This window comes from Pseudoxanthomonas sp. (assembly GCF_036845285.1).
Taxonomy (GTDB): Bacteria; Pseudomonadota; Gammaproteobacteria; order Xanthomonadales; family Xanthomonadaceae; genus Pseudoxanthomonas_A.
In genome coordinates, this window is sequence record NZ_DAIUEE010000008.1 from 58,248 (window position 1) to 78,185 (window position 19,938).

The following is a 19,938-nucleotide window of genomic DNA, read 5'->3' on the forward strand; positions in this document are numbered from 1 at the left end:
ACGGAAGATTGCGCCCGTACCGGCGCAAGATCCACTTGCGCGGCACCGGACGCAGGCTGCTATCGTCGTGACAACGATAGCAAACGGTCGAGACACTATGCCCCGGTTCCCCCGTCCGCTGCACGCTGCACCGCGCCCGGTCGTGCGCGGCCTGGCGCTCGCGCTGCTCTGCGTTGGCGTGATGGCACCCGGACGTTCCGCCGAAATCGCGGCTTCCGGGGCCGGCTGCGACTGTGCCGCCAGCGCCCCGCGGCTCGGCATCGACGTACTGCTTGAGCAGCGCTTGGACCTGCTGCGTGGCAAGCGCGTGGGGCTGGTGACCAATGCCACCGGCGTTGACGGACAGCTGCGCAGCAGCGTGGACCGGCTCAGCGCGCATCCCGGGTTCACGCTCGTGGCCTTGTTCGGTCCCGAACACGGTGTGCGCGGCGATGTACAGGCGGGCGACAAAGTGGCGTCCTCGCGCGATGCCGTCACCGACCTGCCGGTGCACAGCCTGTACGGCGAACACCGCGAACCTACGGCGGCGATGCTGGCCGGCATCGACGTGCTGGTGTTCGACATCCAGGATGTCGGTACGCGCTTCTACACCTATCCCTACACGCTGGCCGGGGTGATGCGCGCGGCCAAGCGCGCCGGCATTCCCGTCGTCGTCACCGACCGCCCCGATCCCATGGGCGGCGTGCGGGTTGAAGGCCCGGTGCTGGAACCCGCGCTGGCCTCGTTCGTCGGCATGTTCCCGATCCCGCTGCGCCACGGCATGACGTTGGGTGAACTGGCCTCGCTGTTCAACGCCGAGTTCGGCATCGGCGCCGAACTGCATGTCGTGACGATGCAGGGCTGGCGGCGGGGCGAGGAACCGCTGCGCGGCGCGCTACCGTGGGTGCCGCCGTCGCCCAACATGCCCACGCCCGATACCGCGCTGGTCTATCCCGGCACCGGCCTGCTGGAGGGTACCAACGTATCGGAAGGGCGAGGCACCACGCGGCCGTTCGAAACGCTCGGTGCACCGTGGGTGGATGCGCGTGCGCTGGCGGATCGGCTCAATGCCATGCAGCTGCCCGGTGTGCGTTTCCGAACCACCTGGTTCACGCCGAGCTTCTCCAAGCATGCGGGCCAGGCCTGCGCGGGCGTGCAGCTGCATGTCACCGACCGCGCCACGTTCCGTCCGGTGCGCACCGGCATCGCCGTGCTGAAGGCGTTGCACGACCAGCATCCGAAGGACTTCGCGTTCCTGCCCGGCGATCCGCCGTTCTTCGATCGCCTGTCCGGCGTGCCGTGGCTGCGCGGGGCGATCGCACGTGGAGACGGCATCGATGCCATCGAGGCCCGCTGGGCGCCTGCGCTCGAACAGTTCCGGGCAGTGCGGCAGCGCTACCTGTTGTATCCGGAGCGCGGGCAGTAGACAGGGCGTGCCGCGGGCGCGACGTCAGTCGCGATGGCGCGCTACGGATGGCTTGTCGCGACTGACGTCGCTCCCACGACAACCGCCTGGACTCAGGCCAGGCGCTTGCGGGTCCGGCTGCGGCGAGCGGGATTGCCGCTGTCCGCGTGGATCGGTGCCGCGGGACCAAGATCCTGCTGCAGGCGCTCCAGCGACGACAGCGTATCGACGTAGGCGATGAAGTGCTGCAGGTAGCCTGGCGACACCTCGCGCATGAGGTGAAGGGCGCGGTGGACCAGCACGCCGGAGTTGAGTGGACCGGCATCGGCGGGCACATCGTTGAGCGACGCGCGCAGCTGGCTGTCGGTACGCACCTGCGTCCATACCCGGCGCGCTTCCTCGAGTGCGGCCGGCGCCTGGCCCGGCGATGCCGTGACCGTCGCAGCCGGCGTTTCCGCTGCCGAGGTGCGCGCCTGCAATGCTTCCACCAGCGCGCGCAGAGCGCTCACTTCGGTGGCTGGGGTGGCCGTGGCGTCCATCGGCCGCGGCGTGGTCCAGCCGGCGAGATCGTCGGCATACGCAGTGAGCAGCCCGGACAGGCGCGCATCAAGCATGCGACGCACATCGCCGGCTTGCGTGTTCGCCCGCGCCGCCAGCGCGTCGATGAAAGCGAAGCGCACCGGATCCATGCGTTCGGCGCCGCGTGCACGCCAGGCTTGCAGCTGCGCGGCGACGGACAGGGCGTCGCCATCCATCAGGGCGTCGCCTTGCGCTTGGCGGGACGCGGGATCGGTGCGATCTCGACGCGGCGGTTGCGTGCGCGGCCGTCTTCGCTGTCGTTCGCGCTCACCGGTTGCTCGGCACCGAACGCGGCAGCGAACACCGACGACGAAGGCACGCCATCGGCGATCAGCGTGCGGGTGACGGTCAGCGATCGCTGCGCGGACAGTTCCCAGTTGTCGGCGAACAGCCGGTTGTTGCCGCTCACCTGGCGGTCGTCGGTGAAGCCGCTGACCATCAGGATCTCGTCGCGCGTACGCAGGTAACCCGCCAGCGGCGCAGCCAGCCCCTTCAACAGCTCGCGGCCTTCCGGCTGCAACTGGTCCGAATTCAATGCGAACAGGACGTTGCCGCGGATGCCGATGCGGCCGTCCACCAGCGTCACGCGGCCTTCCGCCAGCGGCTCGGCCAGCGCATCTTCCAGCGCCTTGCGTTGCTGCGCTTCCAGCTCGCGCCGCTTCACTTCCTCGTCCAGCCGCTGCGACAGCTGGGCATGCACGGCGATCACCCCGACCAGCACCAGCACGAACGCGCCGAGCAGTACCGACATCAGGTCGCCGAAGCTGGCCCAGACAGGCGCGCCGAGATCGGCGTCGTCTCCGGTCTCGACGCTCACGCGGCTTCCGCCGGCTGCGCGCCGCCCAGTTGCTGCAGGTCCAGCGTGATCTGCCGCTGCGCGGACAGGCTGAGGTCGATGACCTCGCGCGCCTGCGCCACGTAGTAGGCCAACTGGTCGTCGCTGCGCGCCAGCGAGCGATCGAGCGCGCCTTCGATGCCCTGCAGGCGGACCAGCAGTTCCTCGTTCGACTTGCCGAACAGCTGCACCGCCGTGCCGAGGGCGTCGCCGAGGCTGGCGACTTCGGTGGCGCCGGCGGCGACCTGCGCGGCGATGCCGCCGAGCTTGCCGGTTTCGGCTTCGACGTGGTCGGTGAAGCGCGTCCCGACACGCTCCAGGAGATCCGCGGAAGTCGCCACCAGCGCATCGATGGCGCCGCGCTGTTCGGTGGACGCGTGGTTCACGGCGTCGAGCAGTGTCTGCAGCGTGTCCATCAGCTGGTTGCGTTCCTCCAGCATGGCGGTGTCGCGGACCATGCTGTCGGACAGCTTCTGGCGCAGTTCGGCGATGACGTCGGCGGCGGCGCGCGGCGCCTCGGACGCGACCTGCACGAGTTGCGAAATCTCGGCGATGGTCTGGGTGGAATGCGCCTGCGCCTGTGCGGTGATGTCCTGCGCGCTGCGCGACAGCGCGTCGCAGATCTCCTGCTGCAGCTGCGCGGTGCGCGCGCCGGCCTGTTCCCACTGCGTCTGCAGGGTGGCGCCGGTAGCCGCCAGTCGTTCGGCCCAGGCCGCAAGACGCTGCTCATCCTGAGCGACGAGCGCCTGCTGGACACCGGCATGCGACGAAGCGATCGCGTCGAGGAGCGACGCGGCGTGGCGCTGCATGTCGGCGGCATTGGCGACCAAGGCCTGCTCGTTGCGCGCGGCGATACCGGCGCTGGTGGTTTCCTGCTGTGCGAGCGCCTGCTCCCAGCGGTCCGACAGTGTTGCGGCGTTGCGCTCCAGCTGCGACGACACGCCGTCGATCAACGCGGAGGCGCGCGCGTCGAATGCACTGGACAGACGCTCGGTCAGCGTCTGCATGTCGCCGGTGAGCGCGGCGTTCGAGCGCTGTTGCTGCTCGAGCGCCGAGGTCCAACTGGCGGTGGCGGCCGAAGTGGCGGCACCGAAGCCGGCATTCAGGCCCTCAAGCTGGCGCTGCACCGCTTGGTTGACCGTGTCGTGCATCGCCGCGGCCTCTCGCGCCAGCCCGGCAAGGGTCGCTTCGGTCGAGGGTTGCAGCGCCGCGACCACGGCACGCGCGCTCGCGTCGACGCCGGACTTCAAGGTCTGCTCGAACGCCGCGGCCCATTGCGCCTGCGCCGCCTCGGTGCGTTCGTGGAACGCCTGCTGGTGGGTGGCCAGGCGTTCGCCGGCCGCTGTGTTCTGGTGTTCGATCGACGCGACCATCGCCTGCAGGCGTTCGACCAGGTCCGGCATCAGCGCGGCCTGCTGCTGCAGCAGGCGGAAGGATTCCTCGCGCTGGAAGGACTGCGAGTGCACGTGCAGGGAGGTCGCGATCTCGGCGTCGAGCAGATGGACCGCGTGCAGCCGCTCGCGACGGCAGAGCGCGGCGAGCAGGCCGAGCACGGCCGAGGCCGCCACGCCGGCGATCGAGGTGCCGAAGGCGAAGCCCAGGCCCTTCACCGGCGCCGCGAGCGAGCCGCGGATCGCGTCGAGGTCGGTGGCGCTTTCCAGCGCCAGGCCGGTACCACGCAGCGTCGCCATCATGCCCAGCAGCGTGCCGAGCATGCCGAGCAGCACCAGCAGGCCGACCAGGTACGGCGTCAGGGACGGGGCGGGCAGGGCGACGCGTTCGCCTTCGATGCGCTGGCGCACCGACGGACGCAGGCTTGTATCCAGCGACGACAGCCATGCCGCCAGCCCATTGCTGGCGGCCGAGGTGTCCGCGACGGCGCGCAGCAGGGTGTCGGTCGCTTGCCGGTAACGGTGCAGTTCGATCGCGCCAGCGAGGTAGCACGCGCCGATCACCAGCGTGACCACCACGCCCAGCGTATGCGTGCCGATGTAGCCGGCCCCGATCCAGGTGACGATGGCGAGGCCCAGCAGGAACAGGGGCGCGAGCAGGAAATGTCGGTTCATGGTGTTCCGGAAACAGGTGAAGAACGGAGCGCCGCCAGCAGCGCGTCGATGGGATGGAAGCGGACGTCCAGCTCGGCGAGCAGGACGTCCTGCAGGTCGCGGCGGAACGTGGCCAGCCACGCATCGCCGGGCGCGTCGGCGTTGGCCTGCTTCAGCCGGTCGAAATGCCGGCCGAGCAGGGTGGGGGTGGTCACGAGGAGGCTCTGCTCGCGCGGGCTGAGGGTCATCTCCATGACCGCGTCGACCTCGGCCAGCCGCGCCTGATCGGCCGAACCTTTCGCCAGCGCGTCGCGCAGCCGTCCACGCAGCTGACCCGTGGCGGCCTGCATCGACCGTTGCAGGTCCAGGCAATGGCGGTGGAACGGCGCGATGTCCCCGCCCGGAAGCGCATCCAGCTTGTCGCCACGCAGGATGGCGGTCGTCAGTGTTCCGCGCACGCGCGCACAGGCCGCCGCTTCGCTGTCGGCGGAGATCGGATCGGCGCCGGACACCGGGGTTCCATCAAGGGCCCGGGACAGCGCGATGGCGCGGTTCCAGTCGAGCCACTGGCCCAGCCGTTCGGACAACGCGGGGCCTGCGGAAGGGATATCGAGGTCGCCCAGCCGGGCCAGTCGTCGGACGAAGGCGGGGGCCGAGACGGCCGCCCGTTGCTGCGGTAAAGCCACGATGACGCTCAAAAGACGGCGATTTTACAGGAAGCGCCAAGCCGGCTGGCCTGCGAAAGGCGGATTGGCCGGTAATCTGAGCCGAGGCCCCGGGGCCAACAAGGAAAAAGCCGGAACCTCGCGGTTCCGGCTTCTCTTCAAGATGGGGTGGGTGGAGGCTACAAGATTGAAGCATTAAATCTTTTGAAATCATGCGATTAGAGATGAGCGTGAATAGGTTGCAGGTGATGCCAGCGCTATGGCTACCCCGATGCGAGTGCTCCCTTTGGAATCGAACCGCCGTCCCGCTAGGGTTGGCACGTAAGGCAAGCAGCCGCGCTCGGCTTCGCGCTCGGTGGAATGACGCATTTGATGCGTCTGAACCGACTCACGGGACCATTGATCGATACAGCAATACGCGTGCCCGACGGTCGATTGTTCTTTGTGCTTGCCCGCCAATTGCGGCAAATCCTATGCAGAGAAGTGATGCGCAATGCCCTGGCGCGCAAGGCGCGGTTGGGTCTGAACGGGCTGGCGATGTGGCTGCATGACTACATCGCGATGCATCTGCGCTCAGCGCCAGAAAAGCGGGAATGCTTGCGGACGCTCCAGCGCTCGACACTGCAATGGCCACCGTTCTATACATAGCTACGGACAGCCATCGCCCGGTTGAAGGATAGACCCGGTCCGCCAATTATCGCGGATGGTATTGGCCAGCTCGATCGGTTGGTGATTGCGGCGAAGGCATCCGCCCGAGTGACGTTCCGTGCGTCGAAATGTGCGCTAACCAATTGTATAAAACGACTACGATCTCAGTCTAAGCGCCACGAGAATGATTGCTTGAAAGGGTGTCGAGCAGTCTCCGGCTCTGACGGTCATGGACGGGCATGATCGCCCCCAGTTCTTTGCTCATTTTTCCATTGACACTCGGCAATTTTCCGGTCGGAATGGAGGCTTAACTATCGGAGCACTACATGATGGCCTCCAGCGTCCCCAAGCTTGCTGCAACCAAGAAGAATAGCAAGGCGCTGGAAGAAAGCACCCGTGAGCATGTTCTCGGCCATGGAGAGTTCGCCAAAGAACTCGCCGAACTAGCCAAGGAAATCAGGAAGATTGCGGCGAAGGCGCCGAATGAGGCGACGATCGCCACCAACTTTGAGTTGAAGCTTTACGGCCAGATGAAGCGCCGTTTGCAGGTGGAATTCGAGCCCGTAAAAGAGCAGGCAATTGACACGAAGCGGCATGTCAAGAAAGGCCGCCTGGATTCTCGCATTGGCGCTTTGGTCATCGAGTACAAGCAGAAAAGCCAACTCGACACCCCCAAGGGCCAATCGAAGGCCAACTCGCAGATCAAAAACTACTTGGAGCACTTACCCGACGACTTCAAGCGCGGGGCGGTAGGCGTTCTGACAGACGGGTGGCGGATCAAATTCGTGTCCTGCAATGAGGACGACTCCTTTACGGAGACGGCGTTTGAGGACCTTTCAGGGGCGCATCTGCTGCGTATTATTCGCGGTGTGTTGTCGCTGGAAAAGAAGGCGCTGACGCCTGACAACCTTATTGCTGGTTTTTGCTTGGACGGCGACCCTAGCCCGGCCAAGCAACTGGCGTCAGCTCTTTACAACGCCTTGCAAGGCCACCCCACGGGCCGTTCCAACATGCTCTTCCGTGAATGGAAGGCCATCTTCCGTTTGGCGCATGAAGATCAGTCCAAGCAGAAAGCCATCGAAGAGCGGCGCACTGCACTAGCAGAGGCGTTGAATATCTCCATTGGCAAGGGCGACAACGACACTGAATACAAAGTGCTGTATGCCATCCAAACCTCATACGCAATCATCGTCAAGGCTATCGCGTTCAAGGTCTTGTCCAGTATTCGGGCCAATGAAACCACGGAGTTCGCGGCGTTGGCCGAAGGGTCGACAGAAACGCTTCGGTCGCACCTTAACCGGTTGGAGAGCGGGGCCATCTTCCGCCAAGAGGGCTTCGGAAACTTGTTGGAAGGCGATTTCTTCGCTTGGTATTGCACCAGCGAGCAGTGGGACAAGCACATTGGTGCGGCCGTCAAGAAGGTGTTCACCATCCTCGCGGAATATGAAAACCACCACATGTTCGACGGTGGGCACGTGCAGGACCTGTTCAAGGATCTGTATATGGCGATCATCCCGGACAAGGTTCGGCATAGCATGGGCGAGTTCTATACGCCGCCATGGCTAGCAGAGCAGACCATTCTGGAAGCCTTGGGGCCTAATCCGCCGAAAAAGTGGACCGCACTGGATCCATGCTGCGGTAGCGGCACCTTCATCACTGCGCTCATCCGCTTGGTGCTGGAAGAGACTAAGGCTTTGCCCAGCGCGGCGAGGTTGCGCGACGTGCTGTCGAGAGTAAAGGGTATAGACCTCAACCCATTGGCCGCACTGACTACACGCATCAACTATTTCGTCAATCTTTCGCACCTGATTGGCGAGGACGACGAGTTCGATGTGCCGGTGTACCTCGGTGACGCATCGTATGTGCCAACGCCGAAGAAGATTGGCGAGGTGCAGTGCCTGGAATACATCATCAACACAGAGAAGGGTCCGCTGAACCTGGTGCTCCCCAAGAGCGCGGTGGCAGATGTCGCCCTGTTCTCCAAGACCATGACGCGATTGGAGGCCTACATTGATAGCGAGAACGAAGCGGCCGTGGGCAGGGAACTGCGCGGTATTGTTTCTGCCAGCGACCTGACCACGGAGGTCAAGCAAGAAATCGCTAGGCTGTCCAAGAACCTCGTGGACCTGCAACGCAACAAGTGGAACGGTATTTGGGCGAGGATCATCAGCAACTTCCTGACCACGGCCAATTTGGGCCGTTTCGACGCCATTGTTGGCAATCCGCCGTGGATCGACTGGAAGAACTTGCCTCAGGGCTACCGTGAGCGGATCAAGCAGTTGTGTATCGACCGCCGCTTGTTTTCAGGTGACGGCATCACGGGTGGTATCAACCTCAATGTCTGTGCGTTGATTTCCAATGTGGCGGCGCAGAACTGGTTGAAGCCCACCGGAACCATTGGCTTCCTCATGCCCGAGAATCTGATTTTCCAACAATCCTACGAGGGTTTCCGGAATTTCTATCTGGACGACGACAAGCGTCTGTTCTTCCAGCGCTTTGTGGATTGGAATAAGGCAGGCAAGCCGTTCGCCCCCGTCGGGCATCGGTTCCTAGGCTTCTTCATCGGCAAATCCAGGCGTAACTACGCTCAGGGTGTGCCAGTCATCCAATTTGAGAAGAAGCCTAACGACAAGTCAAAGAATATTCTTTCCCTGAAAAACTACATCCATTGCCAGCGCTTCTCCGATATCGAGCACATCTTTGAGCGCACGGAGTTGGTAGCGTTGACTACCGGAGCCAGCACCGCGTTCTCCTACGCGAACGATATGGACGAGGGGCGTAAGTTCGCGCTGTTGGTCGGCGCGTGCCCGTATCTTGGGCGCGAGGGTGTCGAGATTTTTCCGCAGGAGCTATTCCTGCTAACTGTCGACAAGACAAAAAAAATACGTAAGGGCTGTGCATATGTGAGCAACTATCAGAGCGACCGCTCCAAGCACAAGATTGCGGCGGGTAACTTCCTGATCGAAACCGACCTGCTTTATCCGCTGGTCAAGGGCACCGACATCGAACGTTTCCACATTGAGCCGTCCCAGTATGTCGTGCCGTTCCCATACGACGACAATGCGCGGGCTCCTATTGAAAGCGAGCGACTGACCAAGTTGGCCCCTAATCTAATGGCGTATTTCAGTGCCAACAGGTCTACCTTCGAAGATCAAACAAATTACAACGACAAGATCATTGGCGAGAAGCACAAGAACGAGTTCTACGCGTTAGCCCGCGTCGGCAAATACTCGTATGGCAATCACTTTGTAGCGTTCCGCGACAACACTAAATGGCAGGCGGCTGTGGTGTCGACCTTGCCCGTGCCATGGTCGAAGGAGGGCAAGCGTCCTGTCTTTCAAAACCACGCCGTCTCCATTTCCCAGCGTGCGGACGGTGAGTTCATTACCAACGATGAAGCTCACTACATCTGCGCCATCTTCAATGCCCCCCTCGTGTCGCAATTCATCCTCAATTCCAGCGACAGCCGGACCTTCAAGATCAGGCCGCCCGTGAAAGTCCCTCCCTACGATCCTGAAAACAAGAAACATCAAAAGTTGGTGGCCCTATCCAAGCAGGCGCATATCGACTACGCGGATCCCAAATTGATGGCAAGGCACGATAAAGATCTTGATCGCGCCTACCTGGACCTGCTCAAAGCATCAGCGGTACAGAAATAGGTGCTCTGCGGGCGAGCACTTGGCGGCTGAATAGCCTGGCGACGGCCACGCTGAAAGGCGTCGGTGTGTCCCAGGCTTTGGCCTTTCGCCTCTTTGCGGCGGTAGCCTTGTTCGCCTCTTGCCGCTTCCATTGGACATGGAGTTCACGTCTCTCCGGCATGCGTCCTTGTGGGCGACGGGCTCCCATAGCGGCGACTCGGGTGACTACATCCTGCTAGATGCCCGTAGTTTGGTGTGCGGGTCGGCCGGCTCACATAGGTCACCAGCTCTCCGGGCATAACACTGCGCGGGCACCGCCGGTGATGCCCGCTGCCGTGGAGTTCGCACTTGGCGCGAGCAGGCCCGAGGGACGGGCAAGAAAAAAGGGCTTTGGCATGGGAGCCATCCTGGAAAAGATACCTGGGAGGTGGCCATTCCTGGTGCCGAAGCTGGCAAAAACCCTTTTTAAAACAGAGGCTTGAAACTGCCTCTTTTTTGGATGGAGATGGCGGTATCGGTTAGGTGTGCAACGGTATGCGGCGTGGCGGTAACTGTTTTCGCGGTAGGTGCGTTACCGCCATTGTTACCGTCATCGTGAGCCGGAGTGCAAAAGACATTCTCGGACTACTGCGGGCACAAAAAAGGCCGGAAGCCTTGATCTTGCTGGGCTTTCCGGCCTTTTGTGGTCCTTCCTGGACCGTGTAATGGTGGAGGTGGGGGGAATTGAACCCCCGTCCGAAGGCACGCCATCCCCGGTACTACATGCTTAGCGCTCCGTTAGGTCTCGTTCCCCGACAGCACGGCGCGCAAAGCGCATCCGGGAACCAGCCTGTTTTGGTTAAGCCATGACTGACAGGCAGCCGTCACAGCCGGTTCCGTGATAATGACCCTACATCCACGAGCACGGGCACAAGTGGGTTCGGGGCTTACGCCTTAAGCGGCGAGAGCGTAGTTGTCGTCGTTGGCAACTAGAGTTTTGCCGCTGGATTTACGAGGAAAGCTGCCCCCTCGGCATGCACCAGGTAACTTTGCAACCCCCGTCGAAGCCAGTGCACCCCCGGGAGCCAGAAACAACCTGACGACGCGAAGTGTAAGGGTGGGGTGGGGCCGAGACAAGGTTCACGGAGGTCCGGGGTCAACCAGGCTTCACGTGGCGGCGCCCGATGTGGGAGCGACGTCAGTCGCGAGCTCTCGGCCCAGAGCGCCTGTGCAATCAGTTGTCGCTGGCCCGCTCACCGGAAGCGATCGCGACTGACGTCGCTCCCACGACCGACTCAGGCTTCACGCATCCCGGTTGTGTCGGCGCATCACGCGCGACTTCTCGCGTGCCCAGTCGCGGTCCTTCTCGGTGGCGCGCTTGTCGTGGGTCTGCTTGCCCTTGGCGAGCGCAATCTCGGCCTTCACCTTGTTGCCTTTCCAGTACAGCGAGGTCGGCACCAGCGTGTAGCCGTCGCGTTCGACCTTGCCGATGAGGCTGTCGATCTCGTTCCGGTGCAGCAGCAGCTTGCGGGTGCGACGGTCGTCGGTCACCACGTGGCTGGATGCCTGGATCAGCGGGGTGATCTGCGCACCGAACAGGAAGATCTCGCCGTGGCGGATGATCGCGTAGGCCTCGGTGATGTTGGCGCGGCCGGCGCGGATCGCCTTCAGCTCCCAACCCTGCAGGGCGAGGCCCGCCTCGTAGCGATCTTCGAAGTGGTATTCGTGCCGCGCGCGCTTGTTCAGCGCGATCGTGCCCGTTGCTTTATTCTTGTCCGGTTTCTTTGCCATCCGTCCTATTGTCGCCGAAGGCGGAACCCTACGCGAGCCACATGCATACGATCCGCCGCAGCGCCCTGGTCGAACACTCGGCCACCCGGATGTTCGACCTGGTCAACGACGTGGCGGCCTACCCGCGCCGGTTCGACTGGTGCAGCGCCGCCGACCTGATCGAACGGGACGAGCAGCGGTTGGTGGCGCGGCTGGATCTGGGGCTGGGGTCGCTGCGGACCTGGTTCACCACGGAGAACACGCAGGACCGCCCGCACCGCATCGACATGAATCTGGTCGACGGTCCGTTCCGCAAGCTGCATGGGCGCTGGGATTTCCATGCGCTGGACGAGTCGGCGTGCAAGGTCACGCTGACATTGGAATTCGAGCCGTCCAGCCGCCTGCTGGCGCCAGCGATGGCGCTGGGGTTCCAGGGCCTGGCGGATCGCATGGTGGACGACTTCGTGCGTGCCGCCGATCGCGGGGAATGACATGCGCGTGGAGGTGATCCGGGCATGGCCGCACCGGTTCGATTCGGTCGTGCTGGAGCTTGCCGATGGCGCTACCGTGGCCGATGCGCTGGCAGCCAGCGGTTTCGGGGATGGCGCGCCCGCCGTTGCGATCCATGGCGTGAACGCCACGCCCGGGACGGTGCTCGATGAAGGCGACCGCGTCGAAGTGCTGCGGCCGTTGCTGATCGACCCGAAGGACGCGCGCCGGCGTCGGGCGCGCGGTTGAGTCGGTCCCGCCTCAGCGGCGGCGACCGCCCTTCTTCTTGTCCTTGGCGAGGTTGGGGCCGAACTTGCGCACGTCGCGCGAGAGCTGGAGATCGGCCTCGGGGAAGTACTCGCCTTCCCAACTGGCGAGCACGTCGCCGTTGAAGATCAGGGTAAGGTTCTTGATGTCGGTGGTGCCGCGGCGGTTGGTGCGGTTGCTCGCGGTGTAGTCCCAGCGGTCGGCATGGAACGGGTCGGCGATCGACGGGCTGCCGAGCAGCGACTGCACCTGTTGCTTGCTCTGTCCTGCCTGCAACTGGTCCACGGCCGTTTTCTCGATCAGGTTGCCCTGGTAGATCGGCTGCTTGTACAAGATGCCGCAGCCGGCAGTGGCGGAAGCGAGGACGGCAACCAGCAGGAATTTGCGCATTGGGACAGGTACGGTGGGAAACCGGGCCGATGATACACTCCCGCAGACCGCCGCAACCGAGCTTCAGGCAGCTGGCGCTAAACCGAGAGTGAACGGAGACGCCATGGAATCGCAGGACCTTCGCAAAGTCGGCCTCAAGGTCACCCATCCGCGCATGCGCATCCTCGAGCTGCTGGAGCGGAAGAGCAGCCAGCATCACCTGAGTGCGGAGGACATCTACCGCCAGTTGCTGGACCACGGCGACGAAATCGGCCTGGCGACGGTGTATCGCGTGCTGACGCAATTCGAAGCCGCCGGCCTGGTGCTGAAGCACAACTTCGAGGGCGGGCAGGCCGTCTACGAGTTCGACCGCGGAGGCCATCACGACCACATGGTGGACGTGGACACCGGCAAGATCATCGAGTTCGAAAGCACCGAGATCGAAAAGCTGCAGCGCGAAGTCGCCGCCAAGCACGGCTACGAACTCGAAGAGCACTCGCTGGTGCTGTACGTGCGCAAGAAGCGCTGACGACAGGAAATTTCCTGCTTCAGGATGTGGGAGCGACGTAAGTCGCGAAGCAGCATAGGTAACGCCTCATCGCGACTTACGTCGCTCCCACAGTAAGCAGCAGGATTGTCAGACCGCATTCGCCAGCAGCCGCTTGGCCGCTGCATGGGCTTCCTTGCTGACTTCCACGCCACCCAGCATGCGGGCGAGCTCTTCTTCGCGCTGTTTCGTACCGAGCTTCTCGACCGCGCTCTGGGTCATGCCGTCGACCGGGGCCTTGCTGACACGGTAATGGGCGTGGCCCTGCGCGGCGACCTGCGGGAGATGGGTGACGCACAGGACCTGTCGCTGGGCGCCGAGGGCACGCAATTTCTGGCCGACGATCTCGGCCACGGCGCCGCCGATGCCGGTGTCGACCTCGTCGAAGATCATCGTCGGCACGGCATCCAGACCCAGTGCGGCGACTTCGATCGCCAGCGAGATGCGGGCCAACTCGCCGCCGGACGCGACCTTGCGCAGCGGGCGCGGCGGCTGGCCTGCATTGGCGGAGACCAGGAAATCCACGCGCTCGGCGCCGGCCGGGTCCGCGCGCTCGCCGTCCTGCGGCTCCAGCACGATCTCGAAGCGGCCACCGCCCATGCCCAGTTCGGCAATCAGCGCGGTCGTCGTGTCGCCAAGCGCTTTCGCGGCCCGCTGCCGCGTGCGGGTCAATGCCGCTGCAGCAACGTGCCACTGGGCCTTGGCCGTATCGATTTCGCCATTGAGCTGGAGCAGGCGTTCGCCGGCGCCGCGCAGCGATTCCAGCTCCGAGGCCAGGCGGTCGTGCTGGTCCTGCAGGCCATCCAGCGGCACCCGGTGCTTGCGCGCCAGGTCGTGCACGCGTGCAAGCTGGCGTTCCAGCGCATCGAACTGCAGCGGCTCGCCATCGAGGTCGTCGCGTACCTGACCGAGCATCGACAGCGCTTCTTCGATCTGGATCGCGGCGCCGTCGAGCAGGGCATCGACGGAGCGCAGGCGCGGCTCGTGTTCCGCCTGCCGGGCGAGGTCGGCACGGACCTGCTGCAACTGTCGGGTCAGCGACGGGCTGTCGTCCCCGGCCAGTTGCCCGAGCGCCGCGTCGCAGGCCTGGATCAGGCTGGTGGCGTGCGCCTGCCGGCGGTGGCTGGCGACGAGGGTGTCCAGGGCTGCTGGCGAAAGGTCTTCGCGCTGCAGTTCGGCCAGTTGGTGCTCAAGGTAGTTGAGCCGGTCGGACACGTCGCCCTGGCCGGACAGGTGTTCACGCTCGCGAAGCAGGGCGGTCCACTGCCGTGCGGCCTCGCGCACCGCGCCGCGTTCGCGGTCGTTGCGGGCGTAGGCGTCCAGAAGCTCCAACTGGCTGTTGCGGGCGAGCAGGGCCTGGTGTTCGTGCTGGCCATGGATTTCCACCAGCCGGCCGGCCAGGTCGGCCAGCTGGGACAGCGTCACGCTGCGCCCGTTGATCCAGGCGCGCGAGCCGCCGTCGGCGCGGATCACCCGGCGCAACTGGCACTGGCCTTCGTCGTCTAGCTCGTTGTCCGCCAGCCATGCCTGCGCCGGCGACCCGGCAACGGCGGTGAACTCGGCGGACAGCTCTGCGCGCTCGGCGCCGTGACGGACCACGCCGCTGTCGGCGCGCAGTCCGGACAGGAAGCCCAGGGCATCCACGAGCAGGGACTTGCCGGCGCCGGTTTCGCCCGAAATGACGGTCATGCCCGCGCCGAACTCCAATTCGGCGGTCCGGACGACGGCGAAATCCTTGATGGCGAGATGTCTGAGCATGGGGCGGATTGTAAGCGGTGCCGGCTCAGCGTCTGAGACGCCCCGGGCATGTCGGCTTGCAAAGGTGCCGGCACGACGTTATCTAACAGGCATGAATACCCCGTCACCTCCGCTGGATCCGCGCGCCCGCCAGCTGCTGCGCACGCTGATCTCGCGGTACATCCGCGACGGCGAGCCGGTGGGATCGCAGACCCTGGCACGGCACGCCGGGCTGGAAGTCAGTCCGGCGACGATCCGCAACATCCTGTCGGAACTGGAGGAGGTCGGGTTGTTGAGTTCGCCGCACACCTCGGCCGGCCGTATCCCGACCGCTCAGGGCTACCGGGTGTTCGTCGACAGTCTGGTGCAGGTGAAGTCGCTGGGCGACGGCGAAGTGGCACGCCTGCGCGCGGAGTTGTCGGCCGGTGCCGGGACCCAGGCGCTGCTGGGGAACGCTTCCGAACTGCTGTCGGCGATGACCCATTTCGTTGGCGTGGTCAGCGTGCCGCGGCGAGAGCAGTTCGCCTTCCGCTACATCGATTTCGTGCCGCTGGACGGGCAGCGGGTGATGGCCATCCTCGTCTTCGCCGACAACGACGTGCAGAACCGGGTCATCGAGACGCGGCGCGCCTATGAGCGCTCCGAACTCGAGCGCATCTCCAACTACCTGAACACCCAGTTTGCTGGCCGGCCCCTGTCGGAGATCCGGGCCAACCTGCTGCGCGACCTGCGCCGGGCGCAGACGGAAATGGAAGGCCTGCTGGCCGAATCCATCGAGCTGGCGGAGCAGGCATTGGCACCTGCCGGTGATGACGTGGTGCTGGCCGGGCAGACCCGGCTGATGGGCGTGCAGGAACTGTCCGACCTGGAACGGCTGCGCGACCTGTTCGAAGCCTTCGCCCGCAAGCGCGAGATCCTGCAGCTGCTCGAGCGCACGATCCGGGCGCCGGGCGTGCGCATCTTCATCGGTGAAGACACCGGGCTGGCACCGCACGATGGCGTGTCCGTGGTCACCGCGCCGTACATGGCGGGCGGGCAGGTACTGGGCGTGCTGGGCGTGATTGGGCCTACGCGGATGGCCTACGACCGGGTCATTCCGGTGGTGCAGGCAGCGGCCGATGTGCTGGGCGCGGCCTTGAATCCCGAATCCACGGCCCCATAGGTTCCCGGTCGGGCGGCTTGACCTGCCGCCAAGGAACCGAAATGAACGAACAGAACGACCGCGACGATACCCAGGGCCTGCCGCCCGAATCCCCCGATACCGACGCCGCGCTGCTGGCCGAGCTGGAAACGCTGCGCAACGAGCTGGACCAGCTGCGTGCCACCACGCTGCTGGAGCGCGCGGACCTGGAGAACCAGCGCAAGCGCGTGGCCCGTGATATCGAACAGGCCCGCAAGTTCGCCAACGAGCGCCTGCTGGGCGACCTGCTGCCGGTGTTCGACAGCCTGGATGCCGGCCTCGCCGCCGCCGGCGCCGAACCCAACCCGCTGAAGGACGGCCTGGAGCTGACCTTCAAGCAATTGCTCAAGGTGGCCGGCGACAACGGCCTGACGCTGATCGATCCGGCCGGCGAAGCCTTCAACCCGGACCATCACCAGGCCATCAGCCAGGCCGACGCACCCGGCGCCGCGCCCGGCAGCGTGGTGCAGGTATTCCAGAAGGGCTACGTGCTCAACGGGCGCCTGCTGCGGCCGGCGCTGGTCGTGGTGGCAAAGCACGACTGAATGCCCCGGCGGGGGCGCTTGAACGGCGCCATCGCATCCCTATATCGGGACCATCCACCCGGCCAATGGCCGGATCCAAACAGAATTCGCGAGGAGCGACATCCATCATGGGCAAGATCATCGGCATCGACCTGGGCACGACAAACTCGTGCGTGGCGATCATGGACGGCGGCAAGGCCCGCGTCATCGAAAACTCGGAAGGCGACCGCACCACGCCTTCCATCGTGGCCTACACGAAGGACGGCGAAGTGCTGGTCGGCGCCTCGGCCAAGCGCCAGGCCGTGACCAATCCGAAGAACACCTTCTACGCGGTGAAGCGCCTGATCGGTCGCAAGTTCACCGACGCCGAAGTGAAGAAGGACCTCGACCTGGTGCCGTACGACATCATCGCGCACGAAAACGGCGATGCCTGGGTGCAGACCAGCGACGGCAAGAAGCTGTCGGCGCAGGAAATCTCGGCGCGCATCCTGGAGAAGATGAAGAAGACGGCCGAAGCCTTCCTCGGCGAGACCGTCACCGAAGCCGTCATCACCGTGCCGGCCTACTTCAACGACAGCCAGCGCCAGGCCACCAAGGACGCGGGCAAGATCGCCGGCCTCGACGTCAAGCGCATCATCAACGAACCCACCGCCGCCGCGCTGGCCTATGGCCTGGACAAGGGCGAGGGCGGGGCGGATCGCAAGATCGTCGTCTATGACCTGGGCGGCGGCACCTTCGACGTGTCGATCATCGAGATCGCCAACGTCGATGGCGAGAAGCAGTTCGAGGTGCTGGCCACCAACGGCGACACCTTCCTGGGCGGCGAGGACTTCGACAAGCGCGTCATCGACTACCTCGTCGAGGAGTTCCAGAAGGACCAGGGCATCGACCTGCGCAAGGACCCGCTGGCCCTGCAGCGCCTGAAGGACGCGGCCGAGCGCGCCAAGATCGAGCTGTCCAGCGCGCAGCAGACCGAAGTGAACCTGCCGTACGTCACCGCCGACGCTTCCGGCCCGAAGCACCTCAACATCAAGCTGACCCGCGCCAAGCTGGAAGCGCTGGTCGAAGACCTGGTGAAGAAGACCATCGAGCCGTGCCGCATCGCGCTGAACGACGCCGGCCTGCGCGCCAGCGACATCGGTGAGGTCATCCTGGTCGGCGGCCAGACCCGCATGCCGAAGGTGCAGCAGGCGGTGGCCGAGTTCTTCGGCAAGGACCCGCGCAAGGACGTCAACCCGGATGAAGCGGTCGCCCTCGGCGCCGCGATCCAGGGCGGCGTGCTGGCCGGCGACGTCAAGGACGTGCTGCTGCTCGACGTGACCCCGCTGTCGCTGGGCATCGAGACGCTGGGTGGCGTGTTCACCAAGATCATCGAGAAGAACACCACCATTCCCACCAAGGCCTCGCAGACCTTCTCCACCGCCGAGGACAACCAGTCCGCGGTGACGGTGCACGTGCTGCAGGGCGAGCGCGAACAGGCCCGCTTCAACAAGTCGCTGGCCAAGTTCGACCTGTCGGGCATCGAGCCGTCGCCGCGCGGCATGCCGCAGGTGGAGGTGTCGTTCGACATCGACGCCAACGGCATCCTGCACGTGTCGGCCAAGGACAAGAAGACCAACAAGGAACAGAAGGTCGAGATCAAGGCCGGTTCGGGCCTGTCCGAGGACGAGATCGCGCGCATGGTGGCCGATGCCGAAGCGCATCGCGAAGAGGACAAGAAGTTCCAGGAACTGGTGCAGACGCGCAACCAGGCCGATGGCCTGCTGCACGCCACCCGCAGCGCCATCACCGAGCACGGCAGCAAGGTGCCGGGCGACGTGATCGGTCGCGTCGAGTCCGCCATCGCCGAACTGGACACGGCGATGAAGGGCGACGAAAAGGCGCAGATCGAGGCCAAGGCCAAGGCACTGGAAGAAGCCGCGCAGTCGCTGTACGCGGCGGCGGCCTCGACCGACCAGCCCGGCGGTGGTCCGGCCGGTGGTGACTCCGCCTCCGCCGACGACGTGGTCGATGCGGAATTCACCGAAGTGAAGGACGACAAGAAGTAATTCCGCAAACGGGATGCGGCGAACGGGAGACGTGGCCTGCCACGGCCTCCCGTTTTGTCATCCGGCGACCCAGCGAGACCAGCCAGACAGCACATGAGCAAGCGCGATTACTACGAAGTCCTGGGCGTGGCCCGGGATGCCAGCGACGATGACCTGAAAAAGGCCTATCGCCGCTGCGCGATGAAGCACCACCCCGACCGCAATCCGGGCGACGCAGCGGCCGAGGCCGCCTTCAAGGAATGCAAGGAAGCCTATGAAGTGTTGTCGGACGGCGCCAAGCGCCGCACCTACGACGCCCACGGGCACGCTGCATTCGAGCACGGCATGGGCGGCGGCGGTCCGGGCGGCCCGGACATGGGCGACATCTTCGGCGACATCTTCGGCAACATTTTCGGCGGTGGCGGAGCGCGCGCCGCACGGCGCGGTGCCGATGTCGGCTACGTGATGGAACTGGACCTGGAAGAGGCGGTCGCCGGTGCGGAGAAGCGCATCGAGATCCCCTCGCTGGTCGCATGCGAGCCCTGCAACGGCTCCGGTTCGGCGGACGGCAAGATCGAGACCTGCGGCACCTGCGGTGGCCGCGGCAACGTGCGTATGCAGCGCGGCATCTTCGCCATGCAGCAGGCCTGTCCGGCCTGCGGCGGGCGCGGCCAGACCATCAAGAATCCCTGCACCAGTTGCCACGGCGCTGGCCGCATTGAGGAAGAGAAGATCCTGTCGGTCAAGATCCCCGCCGGCGTGGACAACGGTGACCGCATTCGCCTCACAGGTGAAGGCGAAGCCGGCCCTCCCGGCACGCCGCCAGGCGACCTGTACGTGGAAGTGCGCGTGCGCGAGCACGAGATCTTCCAGCGCGACGGCGACGACCTGCACTGCGAAGTGCCGATCCGCATCTCGCAGGCCGCGCTGGGAGACACCGTGCGCGTGCCGACGCTGCATGGCGAAGCGGAGATCCGGATTCCCGCCGAAACCCAGACCGGCAAGCTGTTCCGCCTGCGTGGCAAGGGCGTGAAGTCCGTGCGCAGCCGCAGCGAGGGCGATCTGTACTGCCGCGTGGTGGTGGAGACGCCGGTCAACCTGACGGCCGAGCAGCGCGAGTTGCTGGAGAGGTTCGAGGCGACCTTCGGTGGCGAGGAAGCGCGCAAGCACTCGCCGAAGTCGGCGACGTTCCTCGACGGCGTCAAGGGATTCTGGGACCGCATGACGTCCTGAGGGCCGACCGTGCCGGCTTGCT

At 64.9% G+C, this 19,938-nt stretch carries 17 protein-coding genes and 1 other RNA gene; 10 read left to right on the top strand and 8 right to left on the bottom strand.

Translation table 11 applies throughout. The features are described from left to right. Window positions 1-97 precede the first annotated feature (97 nt). A complete protein-coding gene (locus tag V7060_RS11555; protein ID WP_334179392.1) occupies window positions 98-1,405 on the top strand; it encodes a DUF1343 domain-containing protein in 1,308 nt (435 codons plus the stop codon). Window positions 1,406-1,497: 92 nt separating this feature from the next. On the opposite strand, the gene V7060_RS11560 is transcribed toward V7060_RS11555, so the two are convergent. Genes V7060_RS11560 through V7060_RS11575 form a run of 4 tightly spaced genes read right to left on the bottom strand, consistent with a single transcriptional unit; the run spans window position 1,498 to window position 5,541 of the window. Continuing rightward, window positions 1,498-2,139, bottom strand: coding sequence for a DUF2894 domain-containing protein (locus tag V7060_RS11560; protein WP_334179393.1), 642 nt, complete (start codon window positions 2,137-2,139; stop codon window positions 1,498-1,500). Further along, window positions 2,139-2,780, bottom strand: a complete 642-nt coding sequence (locus V7060_RS11565) for an OmpA family protein (RefSeq protein ID WP_334179394.1) — start codon at window positions 2,778-2,780, stop codon at window positions 2,139-2,141. The genes V7060_RS11560 and V7060_RS11565 overlap by 1 nt, the downstream gene beginning before the upstream one ends. Continuing rightward, a complete protein-coding gene (locus V7060_RS11570; protein ID WP_334179395.1) occupies window positions 2,777-4,864 on the bottom strand; it encodes a DUF802 domain-containing protein in 2,088 nt (695 codons plus the stop codon). Before V7060_RS11570 ends, V7060_RS11565 begins: the two co-directional genes overlap by 4 nt. Then, window positions 4,861-5,541: a DUF3348 domain-containing protein gene (locus tag V7060_RS11575; protein WP_334179396.1), complete on the bottom strand. Its 681-nt coding sequence runs from the start codon at window positions 5,539-5,541 to the stop codon at window positions 4,861-4,863. Before V7060_RS11575 ends, V7060_RS11570 begins: the two co-directional genes overlap by 4 nt. A gap of 339 nt (window positions 5,542-5,880) precedes the next feature. Here V7060_RS11575 and V7060_RS11580 point away from each other — a divergent pair, with 339 nt between their 5' ends. Together V7060_RS11580 and V7060_RS11585 are read left to right on the top strand one after the other, a co-directional pair. Continuing rightward, window positions 5,881-6,156 carry a hypothetical protein gene (locus V7060_RS11580; RefSeq protein ID WP_334179397.1) on the top strand — a complete coding sequence of 92 codons (276 nt, stop codon included), beginning with the start codon at window positions 5,881-5,883 and terminating at the stop codon, window positions 6,154-6,156. Window positions 6,157-6,482: 326 nt separating this feature from the next. Beyond that, window positions 6,483-9,815: an N-6 DNA methylase gene (locus V7060_RS11585; RefSeq protein ID WP_334179398.1), complete on the top strand. Its 3,333-nt coding sequence runs from the start codon at window positions 6,483-6,485 to the stop codon at window positions 9,813-9,815. A 684-nt stretch (window positions 9,816-10,499) separates the two neighbouring features. On the opposite strand, the gene ssrA is transcribed toward V7060_RS11585, so the two are convergent. Both ssrA and smpB read right to left on the bottom strand, forming a co-directional pair. Beyond that, window positions 10,500-10,853: a transfer-messenger RNA gene (gene ssrA, locus V7060_RS11590) on the bottom strand. A gap of 222 nt (window positions 10,854-11,075) precedes the next feature. After that, window positions 11,076-11,564: an SsrA-binding protein SmpB gene (gene smpB / locus V7060_RS11595; RefSeq protein ID WP_334179399.1), complete on the bottom strand. Its 489-nt coding sequence runs from the start codon at window positions 11,562-11,564 to the stop codon at window positions 11,076-11,078. A 41-nt stretch (window positions 11,565-11,605) separates the two neighbouring features. Between smpB and V7060_RS11600 the strand changes: the two genes are divergently transcribed. Beyond that, the gene (locus V7060_RS11600) at window positions 11,606-12,034 is read left to right on the top strand and encodes a type II toxin-antitoxin system RatA family toxin (RefSeq protein WP_334179400.1); all 429 of its coding nucleotides are present in this window, start codon (window positions 11,606-11,608) and stop codon (window positions 12,032-12,034) included. A 1-nt stretch (window position 12,035) separates the two neighbouring features. After that, complete coding sequence (locus V7060_RS11605) at window positions 12,036-12,281, top strand: RnfH family protein (protein WP_334179401.1); 246 nt, start codon at window positions 12,036-12,038, stop codon at window positions 12,279-12,281. 12 nt (window positions 12,282-12,293) lie between these two features. Here V7060_RS11605 and bamE read toward each other — a convergent pair whose 3' ends face one another. Then, window positions 12,294-12,689, bottom strand: coding sequence for an outer membrane protein assembly factor BamE (gene bamE, locus V7060_RS11610; protein ID WP_334179402.1), 396 nt, complete (start codon window positions 12,687-12,689; stop codon window positions 12,294-12,296). Between the two features lie 103 nt (window positions 12,690-12,792). Between bamE and fur the strand changes: the two genes are divergently transcribed. Next, entirely contained in the window at window positions 12,793-13,197 is a 405-nt protein-coding gene (fur, locus tag V7060_RS11615; protein ID WP_334179403.1) for a ferric iron uptake transcriptional regulator, read from the top strand. A 108-nt stretch (window positions 13,198-13,305) separates the two neighbouring features. Here fur and recN read toward each other — a convergent pair whose 3' ends face one another. Beyond that, a complete protein-coding gene (gene recN / locus V7060_RS11620) occupies window positions 13,306-14,973 on the bottom strand; it encodes a DNA repair protein RecN (RefSeq protein WP_334179404.1) in 1,668 nt (555 codons plus the stop codon). 91 nt (window positions 14,974-15,064) lie between these two features. On the opposite strand from recN, the gene hrcA reads away from it, so the two are divergent. The 4 genes from hrcA to dnaJ all read left to right on the top strand — a co-directional run bounded on the left by hrcA (window position 15,065) and on the right by dnaJ (window position 19,916). Further along, complete coding sequence (hrcA, locus tag V7060_RS11625; RefSeq protein ID WP_334179405.1) at window positions 15,065-16,114, top strand: heat-inducible transcriptional repressor HrcA; 1,050 nt, start codon at window positions 15,065-15,067, stop codon at window positions 16,112-16,114. 41 nt (window positions 16,115-16,155) lie between these two features. After that, window positions 16,156-16,677, top strand: a complete 522-nt coding sequence (grpE, locus tag V7060_RS11630) for a nucleotide exchange factor GrpE (RefSeq protein WP_334179406.1) — start codon at window positions 16,156-16,158, stop codon at window positions 16,675-16,677. A gap of 107 nt (window positions 16,678-16,784) precedes the next feature. Further along, window positions 16,785-18,704 (top strand): molecular chaperone DnaK, encoded by a 1,920-nt coding sequence (gene dnaK / locus V7060_RS11635; RefSeq protein WP_334179407.1) that lies wholly within the window; start codon window positions 16,785-16,787, stop codon window positions 18,702-18,704. Window positions 18,705-18,797: 93 nt separating this feature from the next. Beyond that, window positions 18,798-19,916, top strand: a complete 1,119-nt coding sequence (gene dnaJ / locus V7060_RS11640) for a molecular chaperone DnaJ (protein ID WP_334179408.1) — start codon at window positions 18,798-18,800, stop codon at window positions 19,914-19,916. The last annotated feature ends 22 nt before the right edge of the window (window positions 19,917-19,938 follow it).